This window comes from Marinobacterium marisflavi (assembly GCF_982447095.1).
In genome coordinates this window covers 2,732,866-2,752,328 of record NZ_OZ457898.1, presented here as the reverse complement: position 1 = coordinate 2,752,328, position 19,463 = coordinate 2,732,866, and the positions used below count along the sequence as shown (strand labels likewise).

20 protein-coding genes are annotated in these 19,463 nt (G+C 51.8%); 12 read left to right on the top strand and 8 right to left on the bottom strand.

Going from position 1 to position 19,463, the window contains the following annotated elements:
- Positions 1 to 16: 16 nt before the first annotated feature.
- The 3 genes from oadA to AC1WNR_RS13545 all read left to right on the top strand — a co-directional run bounded on the left by oadA (position 17) and on the right by AC1WNR_RS13545 (position 3,973).
- On the top strand, positions 17 to 1,798 hold the full coding sequence (gene oadA / locus AC1WNR_RS13555) for a sodium-extruding oxaloacetate decarboxylase subunit alpha (protein ID WP_481645028.1): 1,782 nt from the start codon (positions 17 to 19) through the stop codon (positions 1,796 to 1,798).
- A gap of 17 nt (positions 1,799 to 1,815) precedes the next feature.
- Positions 1,816 to 3,117 carry a sodium ion-translocating decarboxylase subunit beta gene (locus tag AC1WNR_RS13550; protein ID WP_481645027.1) on the top strand — a complete coding sequence of 434 codons (1,302 nt, stop codon included), beginning with the start codon at positions 1,816 to 1,818 and terminating at the stop codon, positions 3,115 to 3,117.
- A gap of 127 nt (positions 3,118 to 3,244) precedes the next feature.
- Positions 3,245 to 3,973, top strand: coding sequence for a GntR family transcriptional regulator (locus AC1WNR_RS13545; protein WP_481645026.1), 729 nt, complete (start codon positions 3,245 to 3,247; stop codon positions 3,971 to 3,973).
- A gap of 37 nt (positions 3,974 to 4,010) precedes the next feature.
- Here the strand turns inward: AC1WNR_RS13545 and AC1WNR_RS13540 are convergent, their stop codons facing one another.
- The 8 genes from AC1WNR_RS13540 to AC1WNR_RS13505 all read right to left on the bottom strand — a co-directional run bounded on the left by AC1WNR_RS13540 (position 4,011) and on the right by AC1WNR_RS13505 (position 10,703).
- On the bottom strand, positions 4,011 to 4,211 hold the full coding sequence (locus AC1WNR_RS13540) for a hypothetical protein (protein WP_481645025.1): 201 nt from the start codon (positions 4,209 to 4,211) through the stop codon (positions 4,011 to 4,013).
- Positions 4,212 to 4,384: 173 nt separating this feature from the next.
- The gene (locus tag AC1WNR_RS13535) at positions 4,385 to 5,377 is read right to left on the bottom strand and encodes an alcohol dehydrogenase catalytic domain-containing protein (protein WP_481645024.1); all 993 of its coding nucleotides are present in this window, start codon (positions 5,375 to 5,377) and stop codon (positions 4,385 to 4,387) included.
- The gene (locus tag AC1WNR_RS13530; protein WP_481645023.1) at positions 5,374 to 6,126 is read right to left on the bottom strand and encodes an SDR family NAD(P)-dependent oxidoreductase; all 753 of its coding nucleotides are present in this window, start codon (positions 6,124 to 6,126) and stop codon (positions 5,374 to 5,376) included. The genes AC1WNR_RS13535 and AC1WNR_RS13530 overlap by 4 nt, the downstream gene beginning before the upstream one ends.
- Positions 6,127 to 7,431, bottom strand: coding sequence for a histidinol dehydrogenase (gene hisD, locus AC1WNR_RS13525; RefSeq protein ID WP_481645022.1), 1,305 nt, complete (start codon positions 7,429 to 7,431; stop codon positions 6,127 to 6,129).
- A gap of 12 nt (positions 7,432 to 7,443) precedes the next feature.
- Entirely contained in the window at positions 7,444 to 8,775 is a 1,332-nt protein-coding gene (locus AC1WNR_RS13520) for a TRAP transporter large permease (RefSeq protein WP_481645021.1), read from the bottom strand.
- Entirely contained in the window at positions 8,775 to 9,293 is a 519-nt protein-coding gene (locus AC1WNR_RS13515) for a TRAP transporter small permease (RefSeq protein ID WP_481645020.1), read from the bottom strand. Before AC1WNR_RS13515 ends, AC1WNR_RS13520 begins: the two co-directional genes overlap by 1 nt.
- Before the next feature lie 56 nt (positions 9,294 to 9,349).
- On the bottom strand, positions 9,350 to 10,492 hold the full coding sequence (locus tag AC1WNR_RS13510) for a TRAP transporter substrate-binding protein (RefSeq protein ID WP_481645019.1): 1,143 nt from the start codon (positions 10,490 to 10,492) through the stop codon (positions 9,350 to 9,352).
- Between the two features lie 19 nt (positions 10,493 to 10,511).
- Positions 10,512 to 10,703, bottom strand: coding sequence for a hypothetical protein (locus AC1WNR_RS13505; protein ID WP_481645018.1), 192 nt, complete (start codon positions 10,701 to 10,703; stop codon positions 10,512 to 10,514).
- A 171-nt stretch (positions 10,704 to 10,874) separates the two neighbouring features.
- On the opposite strand from AC1WNR_RS13505, the gene AC1WNR_RS13500 reads away from it, so the two are divergent.
- The 9 genes from AC1WNR_RS13500 to AC1WNR_RS13460 all read left to right on the top strand — a co-directional run bounded on the left by AC1WNR_RS13500 (position 10,875) and on the right by AC1WNR_RS13460 (position 19,383).
- Positions 10,875 to 11,918 (top strand): LacI family DNA-binding transcriptional regulator, encoded by a 1,044-nt coding sequence (locus AC1WNR_RS13500; protein ID WP_481645017.1) that lies wholly within the window; start codon positions 10,875 to 10,877, stop codon positions 11,916 to 11,918.
- Between the two features lie 104 nt (positions 11,919 to 12,022).
- Positions 12,023 to 13,453 (top strand): NAD-dependent succinate-semialdehyde dehydrogenase, encoded by a 1,431-nt coding sequence (locus AC1WNR_RS13495; protein ID WP_481645016.1) that lies wholly within the window; start codon positions 12,023 to 12,025, stop codon positions 13,451 to 13,453.
- An 18-nt stretch (positions 13,454 to 13,471) separates the two neighbouring features.
- Positions 13,472 to 14,362: a sulfolactaldehyde 3-reductase gene (gene yihU / locus AC1WNR_RS13490; protein ID WP_481645015.1), complete on the top strand. Its 891-nt coding sequence runs from the start codon at positions 13,472 to 13,474 to the stop codon at positions 14,360 to 14,362.
- Positions 14,363 to 14,458: 96 nt separating this feature from the next.
- Positions 14,459 to 15,358: a LysR family transcriptional regulator gene (locus AC1WNR_RS13485; protein ID WP_481645014.1), complete on the top strand. Its 900-nt coding sequence runs from the start codon at positions 14,459 to 14,461 to the stop codon at positions 15,356 to 15,358.
- A 102-nt stretch (positions 15,359 to 15,460) separates the two neighbouring features.
- Positions 15,461 to 16,189: a succinate dehydrogenase/fumarate reductase iron-sulfur subunit gene (locus AC1WNR_RS13480; RefSeq protein WP_481645013.1), complete on the top strand. Its 729-nt coding sequence runs from the start codon at positions 15,461 to 15,463 to the stop codon at positions 16,187 to 16,189.
- Positions 16,190 to 16,192: 3 nt separating this feature from the next.
- Entirely contained in the window at positions 16,193 to 16,525 is a 333-nt protein-coding gene (locus tag AC1WNR_RS13475) for a hypothetical protein (protein WP_481645012.1), read from the top strand.
- Positions 16,522 to 16,866: a succinate dehydrogenase, cytochrome b556 subunit gene (locus AC1WNR_RS13470; protein WP_481645011.1), complete on the top strand. Its 345-nt coding sequence runs from the start codon at positions 16,522 to 16,524 to the stop codon at positions 16,864 to 16,866. The genes AC1WNR_RS13475 and AC1WNR_RS13470 overlap by 4 nt, the downstream gene beginning before the upstream one ends.
- Entirely contained in the window at positions 16,866 to 18,638 is a 1,773-nt protein-coding gene (locus AC1WNR_RS13465) for an L-aspartate oxidase (RefSeq protein WP_481645010.1), read from the top strand. Before AC1WNR_RS13470 ends, AC1WNR_RS13465 begins: the two co-directional genes overlap by 1 nt.
- Positions 18,631 to 19,383 (top strand): sulfite exporter TauE/SafE family protein, encoded by a 753-nt coding sequence (locus tag AC1WNR_RS13460; protein WP_481645009.1) that lies wholly within the window; start codon positions 18,631 to 18,633, stop codon positions 19,381 to 19,383. Before AC1WNR_RS13465 ends, AC1WNR_RS13460 begins: the two co-directional genes overlap by 8 nt.
- Positions 19,384 to 19,463: the final 80 nt, after the last annotated feature.

Below are 19,463 nucleotides of genomic sequence, written 5' to 3'. Positions count from 1 at the left end.
GAGAGATCAAGTTATTATGTCTGACGCGAAGAAGCCACTGGGCATTACGGACGTTGTATTGCGCGACGGCCACCAGTCTCTGCTTGCCACACGCATGCGCCTCGACGATATGCTTCCTATTGCAGAGAAGCTCGATAAAATTGGTTACTGGTCAGTTGAGAGCTGGGGTGGTGCAACCTTTGACTCCTGTATCCGTTTCCTTGGCGAAGATCCTTGGACTCGTATCCGCGAGCTTAAAGCGGCTATGCCGAATACAAAGCAACAGATGTTGCTTCGTGGTCAGAACCTTCTCGGCTACCGTCACTATGCTGATGACGTGGTAGATAAGTTTGTTGAACGTGCAGCTCATAACGGTATTGATGTTTTCCGTATTTTTGACGCGATGAATGATCCGCGTAACCTTGAGCGCGCTATCAAGGCGGTCAAGCAAACCGGTAAACATGCTCAGGGTACGATCTCTTACACCACGAGTCCGGTACATACAGTTGATACCTGGGTAGATTTTGCTAAGTCGCTCGAAGACCTTGGTGTTGATTCGATCGCTATCAAAGATATGTCAGGTATTCTCGCGCCTTACGATGCGTTTGATCTGATTTCTCGACTTAAGGCCCAGACCGGCCTCGAAGTTCAGTTCCATGCTCACGCAACACCGGGCCTGTCTGATATGACAATTCTTAAGGCGGTTGAAGCGGGTGTGGATCGCGTGGACACCTCTATCTCGTCAATGTCTGGCACCTACGGCCACACAGCGACTGAGTCTGTAGTTGCAGCTCTGGCTGGTACCGATCGTGACACGGGTCTGGATCTGGTAGCACTGCAGGACATCGCTGCTTACTTCCGTGCTGTGCGTAAGAAATATGCGAAGTTCGAAGGTTCTTTGCAGGGAACCGATAGCCGTATTTTGGTGGCTCAGGTCCCAGGTGGCATGCTCACTAATATGGAAAACCAGCTTAAAGAGCAGGGTGCGGCTGACCGTTTTGATGAGGTACTTGCTGAGATTCCTCGCGTTCGCGAAGATCTTGGACACATCCCACTGGTTACCCCGACATCACAGATCGTGGGTACTCAGGCTGTGATCAATGTCCTGGTGGGTGAGCGTTACAAAACGATATCGAAAGAAGTTCAGGGCATCCTTAAGGGTGAGTATGGCGCGGCGCCTGCGCCGTACAATGCTGAACTTCAAGCTAAAGTTCTTGATGGTGGCGAACCTATTACCTGCCGTCCCGCTGACCTGCTCGAGTCTGAAATGGACAAGTTGGTTAATGAACTGAAGAGTATCGCCGCTGAGAAGGGCATCTCCCTAGAGCAAGGGGAACAAGAGATTGATGACGTTCTGACCTACGCTCTGTTCCCTCAGATTGGCTTAAAATTCCTGGAAAATCGCGGTAACCCCGACGCATTTGAACCCGTACCGACTTTAGAGGACGCACGCGCTATGTCTGCACCTAAAAACACTGGACCGCAGGTCTACACTATCACTGTAAACGGCCAGAATTACGTTGTTCAGGTTACTGAAGGCGGCGATATCAGCGCTGTTGCTCCAGCAGCGCCAGCCGCTGCTCCAGCGGCCCCTGCAGCCGGCTCAGGCGAGTCTGTTCCAGCTCCGTTGGCAGGTAACATCTGGAAAGTACAGGTGAGTGCTGGTCAGGCTGTTCAGGAAGGCGAAGTTCTGGTGATTTTGGAAGCGATGAAAATGGAGACTGAAGTTCGTGCTGCGAAATCAGGTACTGTGGTCTCTGTAGATGTGAAAGAGGGTGATACCGTGCAGGTAGGCGACTCTCTGATCACTCTGGCGTAATCACGGAGTAGGAATCCATGGAAAAGGTTCTTGAACTCTGGCACGCGTCAGGGCTCTACAACATAACGGGCGGGCAGCTCACCATGATACTGGTGTGTCTCCTCCTCCTATATCTTGCGATCCACAAGAAATTTGAACCGTTGCTACTTGTGCCGATCGGCTTCGGCGGCATCATGGCGAACATCCCGGAAGCGGGTTTGGCGCTGTCGGCTGTAGAGAACGCAGTCCATTTCGCAAAGCCTGAGGTTCTCCAATCTCTTGCCTCGACCCTGGGTGTAGCGAGCACGGAAACCTATGAGGTTCTGACGGCCTACCACGAGTCAAATGCATCGGCGCATCACGCGGCCTCTCTTGTAGCTGCGGATGCAGGCTACTCTAACGGGATGATGTACAACTTCTACTCGGTTGTTATCGGCTCGATGATTGGACCGCTGTTGATCTTTATGGGCGTAGGCGCAATGACCGATTTCGGTCCGCTCTTGGCAAACCCGAAAACTCTGTTCCTCGGTGCCGCTGCTCAATTTGGTATTTTTGCTACGGTACTTGGTGCCGTTGGGCTGAGCACCCTCGGGCTGATGGACTTCAGCATTCAGGACGCTGCCGCGATCGGGATAATCGGCGGTGCTGATGGCCCTACAGCGATCTATGTTGCGAGTATGCTAGCGCCACAGCTTCTCGGAGCCATTGCCGTCGCTGCCTACTCTTACATGGCACTGGTGCCGTTGATTCAGCCACCCATCATGCGTTTACTAACGACTGAAGCTGAACGCAAGATTTCGATGCATCAGCTACGACACGTCTCGAAGACTGAGAAGATCTTCTTCCCAATCATTCTTTTGATCTTGGTTGCGATGTTGCTGCCGGACGCGGCCCCGCTCTTGGGTATGTTCTGTTTTGGTAACCTGATGCGTGAATGTGGTGTGGTCGATCGTTTGAGTGATACTGCTCAAAACGCGCTGATCAACATTGTTACCATCTTCCTGGGCCTGTCAGTCGGGTCTAAACTGAGCGCAGATAAGTTCCTAGACTTGAACACGCTGGGCATTCTTCTGCTCGGTATTGTTGCCTTTGGTATTGGTACTGCAGCCGGCGTATTGATGGCCAAACTAATGAACAAAATGCAGGGTGGTAATGCTATTAATCCGCTCATAGGATCAGCGGGTGTTTCTGCCGTTCCTATGGCTGCACGAGTGTCCAACAAACTGGGCCTTGAAGCCAACCCTCAGAACTTCCTCCTGATGCATGCTATGGGACCAAACGTCGCGGGCGTGATCGGTTCAGCAGTCGCTGCAGGGGTTATGATCAAGTTCGTGGGCTAAGGCCAGCTATGTCAAAGAGCCGAGCAACTGCTCGGCTTTTTTACGTCTGTTAAAAGAGTATATTAGAGTCGGTGCACTGATATACTCGATTGTACGATTACCTAACTCCGAAAGAGATATTGCAAGGATGCCAGCAGATCAATTTCCCACTCGTTTTCAACCGCTCTATGTTCAAGTAAAAGAGCATCTTTTGACACGCATCGTCGAAGGATACTGGTTACCTGGCAGTTTGCTACCGAGCGAGAATCAGTTAGCTGCTGAGTTGGGAGTCAGTCAGGGAACGGTTCGCAAAGCGCTGGATGAGATGACGGCTGAGAAGGTAGTTGTTCGCCGTCAAGGACGCGGTACTTTTGTTTCGGAACACACCCAAGAGCAGGCGCTGTTTCATTTTTTTCGCCTAGCAGATGCTGAGGGCGTCTCCCCTGCACCTTCCAGCGATGTAATCAGTGTTACTGAGAGAGAAGCAATCCCGGACGAAGTGACTAAGTTAGAGCTAAAAAGGGGAGAACAGGTCGCTCTGATCGAGCGTGTGCGTTTGTTGGCCGAACAGCCGGTCGTACTTGAGACCGTGGTGCTCAGTTGCGCAGATTTTCCAAATATTGCCGCTCAACAACCGCTGCCAAATACGCTCTACACGCTGTACCAGAGCAAGTATGGCGTTTCGATTCTGACGGCAAAAGAGAGCATCACCGCTGTCCTTGCTGACGATTACGATAAAACATTTTTGAAGGTGCCAGTAGGTAGTCCACTGCTGCAAATTGAGCGCTTAGCGTTCTCAATTGACGGTCGCCCGGTTGAGCTCAGATACAGCCGCTGTTTGACTGACCAATACAGCTATCAGATCGAATTGACGTAAAAAAGGCCGCGATCATGCGGCCTTTTTTGATTCAGGTTTAAGCTCGTTTGAGGAGGGCTTGCCAATCAAAGTTCAACTTCTCCTTAAGAAAAGTAGATACAGCTCTGAACATCTCTGCAAACACAGCACCTGCTGCTTCATTACGGTAGGCGCGCGCCAACTGTAAGTAATCTGATTCTGAGTAGTTAGAATCTGAGAAAGTCTGAGTCAAATCAGTGCTTGTAGAAACATTGTCCATAAATTACCTCCGATATTGGGGTGCAGTATGCGGAGGTTACACGGTAGTGACAAACGATCTTTTTAGACTCAAAAGATGAGAAAAAGTAAGCAACTGATGGAGGTGGCAGCGCTGAGAAGCGTTGGCGCAGGAAGTAGAGGAGAACTCCTCACTTCCTGCCTCTGGTGCTGCTATTAGGTAAACTCTAAGAGCACTTTTGCTGCAGCAACTTCATTGTTTGAAAGACGTTCAAACCAAATCTGCCCATCGCTTACTGGCTCGACCTGATACCAATCCAGTGCACCAAAACGATCCTCATTCATCGCTTGCACAACCTCTTTGAAGTGTTTCATTGTGTAGGTGTAGCTACCAATGAACTTGAGTTCTTGAAGTGTAGTACGTCGTATATCAAGGCCGTCCTGTGCGCTTCCGAGGCCGATATGAACAAGGGTGCCACCTGGACGTAGACGTTCACTGGCCATCGCTCGCGTCGGCGCTATGCCAACAGCATCAATAACCGCATCGATGGTCGGCAGATCAAGCTGATTAAGCTCGCCTGGGTCGACAGCAGTCAGACCTTGGCGCTGAGCATTTGCACGTCGTCCCGGCTGAGTCTCAACCACCCAGATGTTTTTTATTCCCAGAGCACGTGCCGATAGGGCTGTTCCCAAACCAACCGCTCCTGCTCCGCAGACAATCAGATTGATGTCGGACAGCAGCATACCGGTAGAGCGCTCGGCAAGACGAACAGCATGCCAGCCACAAGCGATGGGTTCACAAAGTGCTGCCTTGCGCATATCAAAACCCTGAGGTAGCTCAATCAGATTTTTCTTTGGCATTGCAAAGTATTCGGCAAATGAGCCGGGTCTTGGTGCCATCGAAATGATTTGCCTGTCAGGGCAGAGATTGTCCTCTCCTCGGAGGCAGGCCGGGCAAACACCGCAGGTTACCAGCGGATTTACCACAACAGCTCGCTCTTCACCGTCTAGCTGGGCAAAACCTGAGACTTCGTGTCCCAGAATCAGTGGCGGCGGCCGCCGTTCATCTTTACCGTGAAAGGCGTGCAGGTCTGAGCCGCAGATACCGGCTGACACGACACGAACCAAAACCTCGCCATCAGCGGTGGTAGGTGTATCCATCTCTTTAAATTTGAGGGTACCGTTGCCCTCATAGACTAGCGCTTTCATTTGGCAGTAAAGCCCCCATCTACATACAATATTTGTCCAGTGACGTAGTCACTGGCGGGTGACGAGAGAAACATCAATGGCCCGACTAAATCATCAAGCGAGCCGTTTCGTCCAATACAAGTCTGAGCCGCAAGTTGATCGACAAGATCACTATTTTCGAACACTCGCTGTGTTAGCGCAGTCGGAAAGAATCCCGGACCGATTGCGTTGACGCCAACACCGTCGCGTGACCACTCTTCAGCCATAGCACGGGTTAATTGCGCCACACCACCTTTCGTCGCGCCGTAGGCAATACCGTTTGGAAATGCCCTCTCGCTCTGCAGTGAAGCGATATTTATTACCCGTCCCCAACCACGTTGACGCATACCTTTGGCCAGGCCCTGGGCTAGGATGTAAGGTGCGGTGAGGTTCAGGTTGAGTGTCATGTTCCACTCATCTAGACCGAGATCGTCCGAGTTTTTGCGAGGGTTCACCCCGGCGGCGTTGACGAGTATGTCGACCTGCCCGAAAACGTCGACTAGTTGTTGTGGCAGTTTTTCTATACTAGCGATGTCACTAAGGTCTGCAGATACATGTACCAACTGCCCGACCTGATTATTTGCCAGATCTGTTAATGGACCTGGTGTGCGCGACACGGCGATAACCTTGGCTCCAGTATCGAGATAAGCCTGCACGAAGCGCAGACCTATCCCGCTCGAGCCGCCTGTAACGACGGCTACACGGCCACGAACTTGGAAGTTCGCTTCCATTTACTGGCCTGCTAGGTCGAAGGTTTCATTCGGGAAGAACTTCTCAAGACGGATATCCGCCGTGCGAGCGTGACCTTCCATGCCTTCCAGTCGCGATATACGTGCCGTTGCAATCGCAACGTCCTTCATTGCGTCCATGTTAGAACGCTGCCAGGTAACCAGCTTCATGTATTTGTGAACTGAGAGTCCACCGGTGTACTTAGCAGCACCTGACGTCGGCAGTACATGGTTAGGGCCCGAAGCCTTGTCGCCGAAGGCTACGGTTGTCTCTACACCGAGGAAGAGTGAACCGTAGCAAGTCAGGCGGTTCAACCACCAGTCCAAATCGTCTGCCTGTACGGTCAGGTGCTCTGGCGCGTATGAGTCTGACACCTGAGCCATCTCTTCGCGATCGGCACAAACAATAACCTCACCGTATGCGTCCCAGGCTTTGGTAGCGTTTTCGCGGTTCAGATCCGGCAGGGTTTCAATCTTCTTCGGAACCCATTCCAGAACCTGCTCACCCAGTTCACGGCTGTCTGTTACCAGCCAAACTGGAGAGTTGTAGCCATGTTCAGCCTGACCCACTAGGTCAGCAGCAACGAGTTCAGGATCAGCGTTTCCATCAGCAAGAATCAGAGAGTCGGTTGGGCCAGCAAACATATCGATACCGACGCGACCGAACAGGATACGCTTAGCTTCTGCTACAAACTGGTTACCCGGACCAACGAGGATATCTGCTTTCGGCAAGCCGAAAAGACCAAAGGCCATCGCCGCAATACCCTGTACACCGCCAAGGGCAACGATCTTGTCAGCGCCACAAAGGTGAGCGGTGTAAACGATCGCCGGGTGGATACCGCCATCTGGACGTGGTGGAGAGCAGGCTACGATCTCCTTACAGCCAGCAACCTTAGCAGTGGTAACCGTCATTAGAGCAGAAGCAACGTGAGCGTAACGACCACCCGGAGCGTAACAACCTGCTGCTTGTACAGGGATGGCTTTCTGGCCAGCAATCAGGCCTGGGATGATTTCTACTTCGGTGTCGACGATCGTGCTCTTCTGAGCTTCTGCGAACTTTTTCACGTTAGCGTGTGCAAAGGCGATATCGTCCTTCAGTTTTTGTGGCACTTTTGCACAGGCAGCGTCGATCTCCTCCTGTGTCAGGACAACGTTGCCGTCGTAACCGTCAAACTTGTCGCGGTAGCGCAAGCAGGCTTCATCACCGCCTTTCTCAATATCGTTTAGGATCTCTTGCACGAGGGCAGAAACATCGCTCTGGTTCGCGGTTGAGGAGATCTCAGCTTTTTTCAGGTACTCGATAGTCATTTTAGGGGTCTCTTACTTGTAAATATCAGGTAGCAAAGATGTAGATAGCTCTGGAACGTAAGCAATAAGCAGCGTTACGCCCAACATAAACAGCACGAAGGGGATCGCACGGTATGAAATCTTCAGTATTGACTCGCCAGTTAAACCAGCGACAACGAAAAGGTTTAGGCCCAACGGCGGCGTGATAAATCCAACACCTAGAGTGGTGATCATCATTACGCAGAACTGAATCTCGTTCATACCGATCTCCATCGCTAGCGGATGCAGCAGCGGAGCTAGAATCACGATATTCGGTGTGGTCTCCATAACACAGCCTGCAACCACCAAGATGCAGATCATTAGGAAGATAATCATCTCTGGCGATTCGGTCATCGAAGTAACCGCATAGACGAAGCCCTGAGGCACGCCCATGATTGCCAGTGCCTGAGCAAGCGGCAGCGAGAATGCGATGATCGGGATAATGACACCGTTCACTTTCGCTGAACTGATTAGCATGCTTGGGAAGTCGCTCAGCTTAAGAGTGCCAAGAATAAATCCAAGAATGATGGTCACTACAACCGCGATAGCCCCCGCTTCTGTTGGCGTCAGACTGCCGGAAAAGATACCGGTGAAAATAATTACCGGCACAATAAACGCGTACCAGCCGTTTTTGATCGATTTGCCTACATTGGCAAGCCATTCGCGACCCGTTAAGCGATCACTGTTCTCCCAATTGTTGAGGCGGTTCATCACCGTATTGGTTGCCAAAATCGACACCAGAATCAGGACACCCGGAATAACAGCAGCTTGGAACAGCGTGCTGGCAGAAATACCCAGCACCAGGCCTATAATGATGTAGGCGATTGATGGTGGGATCAGAATACCGGTACAGGCACCTGCCGCTACCAATGCGCAGGCATAGGGGCGTGGGTAGCCAGACTCAACCAATCGGCTGATGGTCATGCGTCCAACCGCAGCTGCGCCCGCTGCGTCAGAACCAGAGATCGCTGAGAACATGCCGCAGACCAGTACTGTGGCGGAACCGAAGCCCCCGCGGGTCCAGCAGGTCAACGCCTCTGCAACGTCTAGAAATTTCTTGCTTAGCCCGGTTCGTACAAGAACGTCACCCGTAAGAATGAATAGAGGTACGGCGGTCAGTGCAAAGTGATCTATACCGTCGAAAAGTGACTCGCCGACCAACGATAGTGGGAGGTCGCCAGACATTATCAGCATTGTAATTGCTGCAACGCCTATGCTCGCCCAAACGGGCACGCCGATGGCCACGAAGAGTACGAACAGAATCAGAGGTAGGTAGAAGGACCACCCAAGCTCAACTGTCTGCTGCGCAAGCATTAGATAGTTCATTATTTATCTTCCGATTCAAACAGAGTTGCGCCTTCGTAGACCGCTTCGCCCTTGCGTATATCTGTAATGTCGCGCAGCATTGATTGCACGATGCGGATACAGACAAGGCCAAAGCCGACGGGAACTGCGGCAAGGAATAGCGCAAGAGATGTGCGCAGGCCGTGGGTTACACTCTCAAATTTGAATGCAATCCAGACGGACTCAATCGAGTAGTAGAAGGCCAACATAGATACCAGCAACATAATGAAGTCGCTGATGAGGTAGAGGCCTGCTTTGATGCGCGGCGATACAAAGTTGTAGAGCACATCGATGCGAATGTGCGCTCGATCTTTGACCGCGGCTGAGGCACCGATCCACGCGAGGTAGATAAAGCTGTAGCGCACGATCTCTTCACCCCAAACTGACGAGTAGGCAAACAGCTCGCGGCGTATGACCTCGACAGCCATGGTAACAACCAGCATGGTATAGAAAACGAGCAAAGCCCATCGCTCAACGTTCTTATCTAACGCTGACCACATAGTATTCTCCAGAAAGTATAACCGGCCCCGGATGGGGGCCGGTTTGATTCGACGGCTTATGCGTCGTGTACGTAGTAACGGCTCTGTTGCATAGTGCCTTCAGCGAGCTTGTTGAAGGCATCCATTGAACCGGCGAGTTCAGCTTTGAAGCTATCCCACTCGCTGTTCTGGTAACCGCCAACCGATTCCCACTCAGCGAGCTGTGCAGCGCTCAACTGGTGGAACTCAACGCCAGACTTGCGCAGTTCTGCCATGGCAAACGCACGTGCTGCAGGAACTTTCGCAAGGTTCTGCTGAGTGTTCATCTCACCCGCAAACTCGATGCCTTCCTGAACGTCTTTTGGCAGGCTGTTGAACCACTCAAGGTTTACAGAGAATACCTGAGCGTCTGGCACGGCCTGAGTGAAGGTTACGTGGCTCAGAATATCCTTGAAGCCGAATACGTGTAGGGCGCCTACTGATGGATCTAGCGCGTCGGCAACACCCTGTTTGATTGCAGACGGTGTTTCACCCCATGCAACTGGTGTTGGGTTAGCACCGACCATGCGGTAGTACTGCTGCAGCATTTTTGAACCAGGAACTCGGAATTTCACTCCAGCTAGATCGCTAGGCATGATGACCTTGTTGCCACCTTTGCGTACTGCGACTACGCGTGGATCGATTACAACGTAGTTAAGAACTTTGAAGCCGTTCTTCTCTACGAGTGGGTGCACAGTGTTTTTCCACACGTCTGACTGGGTCAGGTTAGTGAACTTCTGGTTGGCACCACAGAAGTATGGCAGGTTGATAAGGTCGGCAGCCGGAGCAAAAGGCGCAAAGTTCGCCAGAGAGTGCTGTGCACACTGGATTGTGCCGTTCTGTACTTTCTGAGCCAGTGCGCCACCAGCACCAAGCTGACCGCCTGGAGCAAGTTTCACATATACCTTGCCGTTGGTTGCGTTCTGGATGTTCTCTTTAACGTCGAGCTGCATAATTGGGTAGCTGCGGCTAGCGCCGAGTACGTATGCAGTCGCAAGTGTCATAACATGATCAGCGGCTTTTTCGCGATCACGCTCTTCTTTAGCTGTCTGCGCCATTGCCTGTGGAGACAGCAACATGCCGCCTGCACCAGCCACAACAGCTGCAGTGAACCCAGCGGAGCCGGCTAGTTTAAGAAAGTTACGGCGTTCTTCTTGAAAGATTTTATTTTTATCTGACACGATCATTTTCCTCAGGGTGTTATTGGTTGTTGGCCCGTTTCTCGGCGGCCAGCATTGCTGCAACGAACACAAGCGTTGCTGCGAACAACACCAGTGCTTCACCTACATCCGACAGGAAAGCATTTCCCGCGAATGCCCCAAGCAGAACGTTAAAAAAGAAAACAACAAAAAGGGCGGCTGAGATAACAACCAAAGATTTCAAAGATGTCATGCGGCTACCTGTTTTATTGAATTTTTTATTGCCTGCAGAATTACTTTAGTCTTAACTGTAAACCAAATGCAAGCGCTTACACGAAAAAATGTAACCGCTTACATAAGTTTTTTGCAAGCGGTTGCATTTGATACCCTGTAAGATATTGAATCCAAAGTTGGTTTTTAGCAGATGGCATCCACCGAAGAGAACGAAAAAAATTTAGCTCGCCCCACGGCTCAGGATGTTGCTCGTCTGGCTGAAGTGTCGACGGCGACCGTTTCTCGATTCTTCAGTCAGCCAGGCCGCATACGAAAGCAGACAGCAGAGAGAATCTCGAAGGCCATTGAGGTTCTTGGCTATGTACCCGATCTCAATGCACGAGCGCTAGCCAGCCGCAGAGCCGATGTAATAGGTGCTGTCGTGCCAACGCTGGAAAATGCCATATTTGCCGAGGGCATAGAGGCGATGCAGGCTTGGCTGAATAATCGCAGTATTACTTTGCTGGTCTCCAGCTCAAACTATAATCCGGACCGCGAATATCAGCAGGTTCAACGCCTCATCGCACATGGAGTCGCAGGTCTGCTACTTATCGGCACTGCGAGGCATGATAAAACGCGGCAACTCATCCATGCTCGTAAAGTTCCGTACTGCTTGTCATGGTGTTATCGCAGCAGTAACGAAGAGCCGCAAATCGGTTTTGATAACTACTCTGCAGGGGCCGCTATGGCAGCCGAGATTCTTGCGCGTGGTCATAAGAAGATCGGTATTCTCTCAGGTGTTAGAGACTGGAACGATCGCGCAACCGATCGCGTGCAGGGGGCTCTTGATGCATTTGCCGCCGCTGGCGTTGCGGTAGCAAACGACGCTCTGATAGAGGTGACATACAACCACGAGCTGGCGGCATCTGCGCTCGAGACTCTGTTACAGCGTCACTCTGATTTGACCTGTGTCTTTTGTGCAAACGATGTTGTTGCGGCTGGTGCCCTAAGGCAAGCTCACATTATGGGGCGCAAAGTACCTGAAGATCTATCCATCACTGGTTTCGATGACATTGCGATGGCTCAAGTTTTAACTCCTGCGCTGACAACCGTCAGACTCCGTCACAAGTTGATGGGTGAGCTGGCTGGTGAGCGCCTTCTTGAGGCGGTCGAACTCGGGCATAAAGTTCGTCCAGAAAACATCCCTTACTCTATTGTTATTCGTGATTCGCTGGGCGACTGTCCAAACACTTAACACTTGTTTAAGAACATTTCACTGTACCCCTAAGAGCTTCCTGCGAATACTAAGTGCGAAGTTTACCTAGCGCCGTGCGCGCTATTGCGAGGGGAGTGATTAAATTGCTGCACCAACTCTATATTCACGGCAAGTGGGTCCCGGGTACTAGTGGGCATACTAAGCCTGTCATTAATCCGGCCAATGAGCAGATTGTCGCTGAGGTTGCGCAAGCGCAAACAGAGGATGTTGAGGCAGCTCTAAACAGCGCCAATCTCGGCTTTGAAATTTGGCGGGAGGTCTCTCCTTGGGAACGAAGCAAGATACTGAATCAAGCTGCTCGTCTCATCGAAGAGCGAAAAAGTGAGCTGGCGCGCATCATGACGCTCGAGCAGGGGAAGCCACTAGTGGAGTCTATCTTAGAGCTCGATAGAACTGCTGAGACTTTTGAGTGGTGTGCTGCTGAGGCTGTTCGTACCTATGGTCGTCTACTACCTCAACGTCAGGCTGGTATGCGCCAGACGACGGTTAAAGAGCCGCTAGGTGTTGTTGCTGGATTCTCGCCGTGGAATTTTCCCGCTGTACTAACCGCTCGGAAAATTGCAGCTGCACTAGGTGCTGGATGCGCCATGATCGTTAAGCCGTCTGAACTTGCTCCCGGTATTGCCGTAGGACTGGTAAAAGCTTGTGAGGACGCAGGCGTGCCACCCGGTGTACTCAATCTGCTGTTTGGTAACTCAGGCATGGTCTCTGAGGCTCTCATCAAATCACCCATCGTTAAGAAGATATCGTTAACGGGGTCTGTTCCGGTTGGTCGAAAATTGAGCGCGCTTGCCGGCGAATATTTAAAACCCGTTACGATGGAGTTGGGCGGGCATGCGCCGGTGATCGTGTTCGAAGATGCAAACATCCACAAAGCCGCTGAGCTCACGGCTGCATTCAAATTCCGTAATTCTGGGCAAGTCTGCTTAGGCGTCAGCCGGATCTTTGTTCAGCGATCAAAATTTGATGAGTTTCTGGCACATTTTTGCCGCTATGTTGAGCAACTCAAGTTGGGCGACGGGCTTGATGCTAATACCACTATGGGGCCATTAGCCACGGCAAAGGGCGTGGAGTCGATGAGGGCATTTATCGCGGATGCGAAAGTTCGAGGCGCTCGAGTGATAGCGGGTGGGGATGCGCCTGACCGGAAGGGATATTTCTTTAATCCCACAGTGCTAACGGATGTGCCTGACGACGCTTCGATAATGAGCGTAGAGCCTTTTGGGCCCGTAGCACCTGTGGTTCCCTTCGATGATTACGCAGAAGTTATTGAACGTGCGAATGCACTGGACCTCGGATTGGCCGCGTACGCGTTTACATCCAACCTTGATACGGCTACTCGCGTCGCAGATGACCTGGAGGCGGGTTGGATCGGAGTTAACAATTTCTCTCCAGCCCTGGCGGAGGCACCTTTTGGGGGCATGAAAGATAGCGGTATAGGATACGAAGGTGGTCCTGAAGGGTTCGATGCTTACTGTAAAACAAAATTTGTTAGCCAATCATTTTCTGATTGAGCATTGTTGAGAGGCTTTATGAAACGCATCGCATTTATTGGTCTAGGCACTATGGGCAGTGCTATGTCAGCTAATATCGTTAAAGGTGGATTTGAAGTTATCGGGTACGATCCCAACACTGCTGCGGTTGAGCAACTTGTGGCCAATGGGGGGCAGGGAGCTGAGTCGGCTGCTGAAGCTGCGAAAGGTGCAGATATTGTCATAACGATGCTCCCTGTTGGCGCGATTGTTGAGGCCGTTCTTTTCGGTGAAAAGGGCGTGGTAGAGACGCTTAGAGGGAACCGCCTGATTATCGATATGTCATCGATCAGCCCTAAGGAGACAGATAAAATAAGAGAAGGGTTGAATCGCAAGGGTTTGAGAATGATTGATGCCCCAGTGGGTCGAACCTCCCATTTTGCCCGCCTCGGAAAACTATTGATTATGGCCGGAGGTGTTGCGGCGGATATTGAAGAGGCACGTCCAGTTTTGGAGTGCATGGGCTCAGAAATAGAGGACTGTGGAGGACCCGGAATGGGAGTGCGCATGAAGGCGATCAATAACCTGATGTCGACCGCGTTAAACTCCTTAACTGCTGAGGTTCTTACCTTGGCCGAGGTATACGGCCTGAACGTCGACAAAGCTATAGAGGTCATGGGAGGCACGCCCGCAAGCAAGGGGCATATGGTGACCACCTATCCAAATAAGGTGCTTAAAGGCGATATCGAAGCGGACTTTATGCTTGATCTGGCGAAAAAGGATCTGGATTTAGCAATAAACATGGCCGTTGATGCCGATGTGCCCTTGGTGACCGCCAAAGCTGCCGCCGCTGTCTACTCTGAGGCTCAGGATGCGGGTTACGGTGTGAAAGATTGGACCGCCCTTTACGCAATGTACAAACAGCGCTATCTGACGGGTAGTGAGTGCTGATAGCACCAGTTCCGGCTTTTGATTAATTATTTCTATTGATTTGCCCGATAAGGCTGCGATTAAATAAGAAAAACTTAACTTATTTATGAGCGGCCTGTGAGTATTCGTCGTTTTAAAACATTTTTGGCTATAGCCGAACTGGGTACATTCTCAGAAGCGGCGAAGGCTGAATATCTAACTCCCTCTGCAGTTAGCCAGCAAATGCGCGCTCTGGAAGATGAGCTCAGAGTCTCACTCTTCGACCGCACCAAACGACCGCCAGAGCTCAACCCCACCGGCTACGCAATCGTGCCAAAAGTGCGCGAGTTGGTTCGGGTTTACGAGAGTATTAAGCCCAGCCTCTCCGATGAACTCGCCGCGGTTCAAAATCTTACCGTCGGTACTGTTGCTACCTCGATGAGTGGTTTGATGCCTAGAGCGCTGAAACGGCTACAAGAGTCCAACGATCGCCTTCATGTTCGTCTCTACCCAGCACTGTCCGATGATCTCTATGCACAGGTCGATAGAGGTTTTCTGGATGCGGCTGTTATTACTGAACCTATGACGGTCTACGACCATTTAGTTTGGCGGCCATTTACTGAAGAGCCCTATGTCGTCTTGGCAAATGCGCAGGTCGACTCGGATGATGCGCGAGAAATTCTGGAGACCTTTCCCTTTATCCGCTTCGCGCGCAAGGCTTGGGTCGGACGTACAGTTGATCAGTGGTTGGTCGAGCAAGGTATCAGGGTCAATGAGAGCATGGAGCTGGATACACTTGAGGCGGTCAGCGCGATGGTGCGAAATAACCTCGGGGTCTCGATTCTGCCTAATCCGTGCGTCGGAATTCCAGAGCATGAGAGCCTTAAAACCATAGACTTGGGAGTGGATGCTCCCGCTAGAGTGCTTGGTGTCCTGTACCGTCGTGATAGCTCGTTGCAGACATTGATTGACCTGCTGTGGAGAGAACTCTATTCGGTCGTTGAGAGGGCCGGCATCACCCGCCCTCTACAGAGTTAGCTTAAGCTTTTCTTACTATAGTAGTTACGGTTTATCGTTTGATGAAGCCAAGCTAACTATTTACCCTAAATGCATTGATTCAATGTTTTTAGGAGTCTCTAAATGGGCGATCGGTCCAACTCTATTCGAGTTAAAGTGAGTCGTGGTGATGAGATAGATCGACGCTTTGACGAGTTCGATGTCCCTGCCCTTGAAAGCCAGACCGTACTTGATGTCGTCACATGGATTCAGCGCAATGCGGATCCCAGCCTCTCCTATCGCTTTGCATGTCGCGTGGGTATGTGTGGGTCTTGTGCGATGACTGTGAATGGCAAGCCGCGCTGGACCTGTCGAACCCATGTTTCCAAGGTACTTCAAGGTGACACGCTGACCATTGAACCGTTGCGGAATCTCCCTGTGGTTAAAGATCTCGCGACCGATATGTCGGAATTTTTCGACAAGTGGACGCAAGCTGAAAGTCGTTTTGTTCCCACAAAAACGCGAGATGATGCAATCGAAATTGTGCAGCCGGCTAGCAAAGAGCGCGTTGAAGCTGACGCAGCGATCGAATGTATAAATTGCGGCGTTTGTTATGCGTCCTGTGATGCGGTCGAACTGAACCCCAGTTATCTAGGGCCGGCAGCCTTAAACCGCGCATGGACCTTGCAAAACGATGTTCGCGATGGTGGTAAAAACTCCCGTTTACGTGCAGTGACAGGAGAGGGTGGGTGTCAAAACTGCCACTCTCAGCAAGGTTGCGTGCAACACTGTCCGAATACGCTTAATCCCACGCGCTCTATCGCCGGTCTTAAACGTCTTGCGACCCGTGCTGTTCTGAAAGGGGAGTTATAGGCCATGCTCAGTATTAGACTCTACTTTTTGCAGCGCCTGAGTGCGTTGCTTATGGCTCCGCTGGTGCTCTTGCATTTGGGTGTGATGATCTACGCCATCCAGGGCGGCCTCTCCAGCGAGGAGATTTTAGGCCGTACGCAAGGTAGTCTGTTTTGGGCGCTTGTCTATGGTCTGTTTGTTGCCAGCGTATCTGTTCATGGGGCGATTGGTGTCCGTTCAATTGCTTATGAATGGGGGCGATTGAGAGGTCTCAGTTTGGATCTTCTGAGCTGGGGCTTTTGCATAGTTACGCTAGTGTTGGGGGGCCGCGCAATCTACGCGGTGGTATTGGCATGAGAGCAAAGCCACATCGCGACCATCCTCTTTGGTACGCATATCTTGTTCACCGCATTTCCGGACTGTGTCTGGCTGCGTTTATACCGCCTCATCTGTATGTGCTAGGACTGGCGCTGAATAACAAAGATGAATTGGACCAGTTGCTGGTCTGGACAGAGAGCCCAGTTGTGAAAGCGGCTGAGTTCGGGTTGGTATTTCTTTTGGCGATTCACCTGTTCGGGGGACTGAGATTAATGGCACTGGAGATGTTGCAGTGGCGTGATCACCAAAAAACTTTCGTGGCAGCCGCCGCCTCCGCCGCGTTTTTGTTGGCGAGTCTATTCCTTCTGAGGGCTTTCTGATGGCTGTGCAAATTACTGAAACGGATATCTTAATTCTGGGCTCCGGGGGCGCCGGATTGCTGGCAGCCCTTCATGCGCATAAATCCAATCCGAATCTAGAGATTACCATTGCGGTAAAAGGTTTGATGGGTAAATGCGGCTGCACGCGCATGGTTCAAGGTGGCTACAACGTCGCTTTGAGCTCCAGTGACAGCGTAGAGCGTCACTTTATGGATACGATTGCCGGTGGGAAGTGGCTTCCGAACCAAGAACTTGCTTGGAAACTTTGCGAGACAGCGGTAGAGCGTGTTCGCGAGCTGGAAAACGAGATCGGTTGTTTCTTTGATCGTGAAGCGGACGGTACGCTGCACCACAAGGCCTTTGCTGGGCAGACTGCAGATCGCACTGTGCATAAAGGCGACCTTACCGGGATCGAGATAATTAACCGCCTGATGGAGCAGGTGCTGGCTCGTCCGATTGTTAGACTTGAAGAGCATCGTGCGCTCGCGTTGATACCGGCTGCCGGTGGATCCGGGATCGCAGGCGTTCTGCTGGTCGATATGCGCAGTGGTGCCATGAAGTTGGTTAGGGCTAAGGCCGTTCTTCTGGCCACTGGCGCTGGCCCCACGATGTACAAGTACTACACCCCCTCGGGCGAAAAAAGTATGGACGGGCTCTCCATGGCGCTACGGGCCGGTTTACCGCTGCGCGACATGGAGATGGTGCAGTTCCATCCGACTGGCCTGTTAGCGGGCAAAGATACGCGCATGACTGGTACCGTGCTTGAAGAGGGCCTCAGAGGTGCCGGCGGTGAGTTGCACAATGGGGCCGGCGAGCGTTTTATGTTCAACTATGACGATCGGGGCGAGCGAGCGACGCGTGATATTGTAAGTCGTGGAATCTACGCGGAGATGCGAGCCGGGAACACTACGCCGAATGGTGGAGTGTACATCTCGATGAGTCATCTGGGCCCTGATACCGTGCGAGAGAAGTTCAAAGGAATGGTCAAACGTTGCGCAGACTGCGGTTTCGATCTGGCTGGCGGTAAGGTAGAGGTTGTGCCGACAGCGCATTATCTGATGGGTGGTGTTGTTTGCAGTACCAAGACCGAAACTGATCTTAAAGGCCTTTTTGTCGCCGGTGAGGATGCGGGAGGTGTGCACGGGGCGAATCGTTTAGGGGGCAACGGTGTTGCTAATTCGACAGTATTCGGCGGTGTTGCGGGGGAGGCGATGGCCGAGTATGCCGCTACAGCGTCTCTGGCAGACCCTGATCTTAGAGTGCTGGATTACGAGCTGGAACGTGCCCTGCTACCGTTCAAAGGCGACGGTGAGTTGCTGAATGTGCATGCTCTGCGCGAGGAGTTGATGGATATCATGTGGGATGATGTCGGTGTTATGCGAGACAAAGCGGGGCTGGCGCGCGGCTTGGAGCGCGTCGAGAGCCTCCAAACTCGACTGCTGCGGGGCAATATCGGTGCCGAGAATAGGGTGTTTAACCTGACTTGGCACGACTGGCTTAACCTCTACAATTTGATCGAGATCTCGCTAGTCATTACGCGGGCTGCGCTGGCGCGTGAAAACTCACGTGGGGCGCACTTCCGAGAGGATTATCCGGAACCCGGCAGTCTTGAAGAGTCCTACTTTACTCAAGTCCGTCTGGCGGATGAGAAGCTGACCGTTGAACAGGTTCCGGTTGAGTTCACAATAATTAAACCCGGACAATCGCTGGTGGAGAACTACACGGAGACGGCACCTAAGGTACATCGGCAAACGGATAGTCTGAGTGCATGAAGCGCTTGAGTTAGCGACAAGCGCCACAACGTTGTGGATGCTCTTTGTTATATGTTTTGCGCTGTTTGTGCGAGGTGCTTTCGGTTTTGGTGATGGGTTGATAGCGGTGCCCATCTTGTCGCTCATGATTCCCGTGAAAGAGGCCGTACCGTTGATTCTTCTGCTGTCCATTGTGACATCAGTCGGCGGTCTCTGGCGTGAGCGCAAACATGTCCACGTTGGATCGTTAAAACGCGCCGGCTCAATTGCGCTTGTGACGTTTCCGCTTGGTATTTTGCTGCTGACCAGCCTAGATGAGGTTCTTGTTCGGACTCTGCTAGGCGCAGTACTTATTGTGCTGGCGCTCTGGTCATTGTCAGCAATTAAACCAGCGCCGCTACGGGCGAATGTCTGGAGCTACATCTTTGGGGCTCTTGCTGGGGTTTTGGGGGGCGCCTACGCCTTGCGTGGGATTGTATTCGCTGTGTATGGCTCCCTGCGTAGCTGGGAACCGGCGCAGCTACGAGCCACACTGCACAGTTTTTATCTGCTTAGCGGGGTGCTGGTGCCTTTAGGGTATGGCGTAACGGGGTTGCTCACGCCTACTGTCATAGTCTACCTTGCGCTCTTTACTCTGCCTGCATTGGTCGCCGGTTGGATGGGGCAGCGCCTGTCTGAAAATCTCGATGCAGAGACCTTTCGACGTCTACTCTGGTACCTGGTGGCGCTATTCGGTATCTGGCTGCTCTTCTCAAACCTTTTCTGATCCTTTGTAAGGGATGCTTCAAAAGATCTTAAATGTTTATCGTTAGTCTTTAGAGACTATTAATTTAATAATCGGTTTCC

Coding starts and splice junctions, on each gene's coding strand:
- AC1WNR_RS13550 (WP_481645027.1), top strand. CDS start 1,816: ATGGAAAAGGTTCTTGAACTCTGGCACGCGTCAGGGCTCTACAACATA.
- AC1WNR_RS13505 (WP_481645018.1), bottom strand. CDS start 10,703: ATGACATCTTTGAAATCTTTGGTTGTTATCTCAGCCGCCCTTTTTGTT.
- AC1WNR_RS13480 (WP_481645013.1), top strand. CDS start 15,461: ATGGGCGATCGGTCCAACTCTATTCGAGTTAAAGTGAGTCGTGGTGAT.
- AC1WNR_RS13540 (WP_481645025.1), bottom strand. CDS start 4,211: ATGGACAATGTTTCTACAAGCACTGATTTGACTCAGACTTTCTCAGAT.
- AC1WNR_RS13520 (WP_481645021.1), bottom strand. CDS start 8,775: ATGAACTATCTAATGCTTGCGCAGCAGACAGTTGAGCTTGGGTGGTCC.
- AC1WNR_RS13500 (WP_481645017.1), top strand. CDS start 10,875: ATGGCATCCACCGAAGAGAACGAAAAAAATTTAGCTCGCCCCACGGCT.
- AC1WNR_RS13545 (WP_481645026.1), top strand. CDS start 3,245: ATGCCAGCAGATCAATTTCCCACTCGTTTTCAACCGCTCTATGTTCAA.
- yihU (WP_481645015.1), top strand. CDS start 13,472: ATGAAACGCATCGCATTTATTGGTCTAGGCACTATGGGCAGTGCTATG.
- AC1WNR_RS13475 (WP_481645012.1), top strand. CDS start 16,193: ATGCTCAGTATTAGACTCTACTTTTTGCAGCGCCTGAGTGCGTTGCTT.
- AC1WNR_RS13465 (WP_481645010.1), top strand. CDS start 16,866: ATGGCTGTGCAAATTACTGAAACGGATATCTTAATTCTGGGCTCCGGG.
- AC1WNR_RS13515 (WP_481645020.1), bottom strand. CDS start 9,293: ATGTGGTCAGCGTTAGATAAGAACGTTGAGCGATGGGCTTTGCTCGTT.
- AC1WNR_RS13470 (WP_481645011.1), top strand. CDS start 16,522: ATGAGAGCAAAGCCACATCGCGACCATCCTCTTTGGTACGCATATCTT.
- AC1WNR_RS13535 (WP_481645024.1), bottom strand. CDS start 5,377: ATGAAAGCGCTAGTCTATGAGGGCAACGGTACCCTCAAATTTAAAGAG.
- hisD (WP_481645022.1), bottom strand. CDS start 7,431: ATGACTATCGAGTACCTGAAAAAAGCTGAGATCTCCTCAACCGCGAAC.
- oadA (WP_481645028.1), top strand. CDS start 17: ATGTCTGACGCGAAGAAGCCACTGGGCATTACGGACGTTGTATTGCGC.
- AC1WNR_RS13530 (WP_481645023.1), bottom strand. CDS start 6,126: ATGGAAGCGAACTTCCAAGTTCGTGGCCGTGTAGCCGTCGTTACAGGC.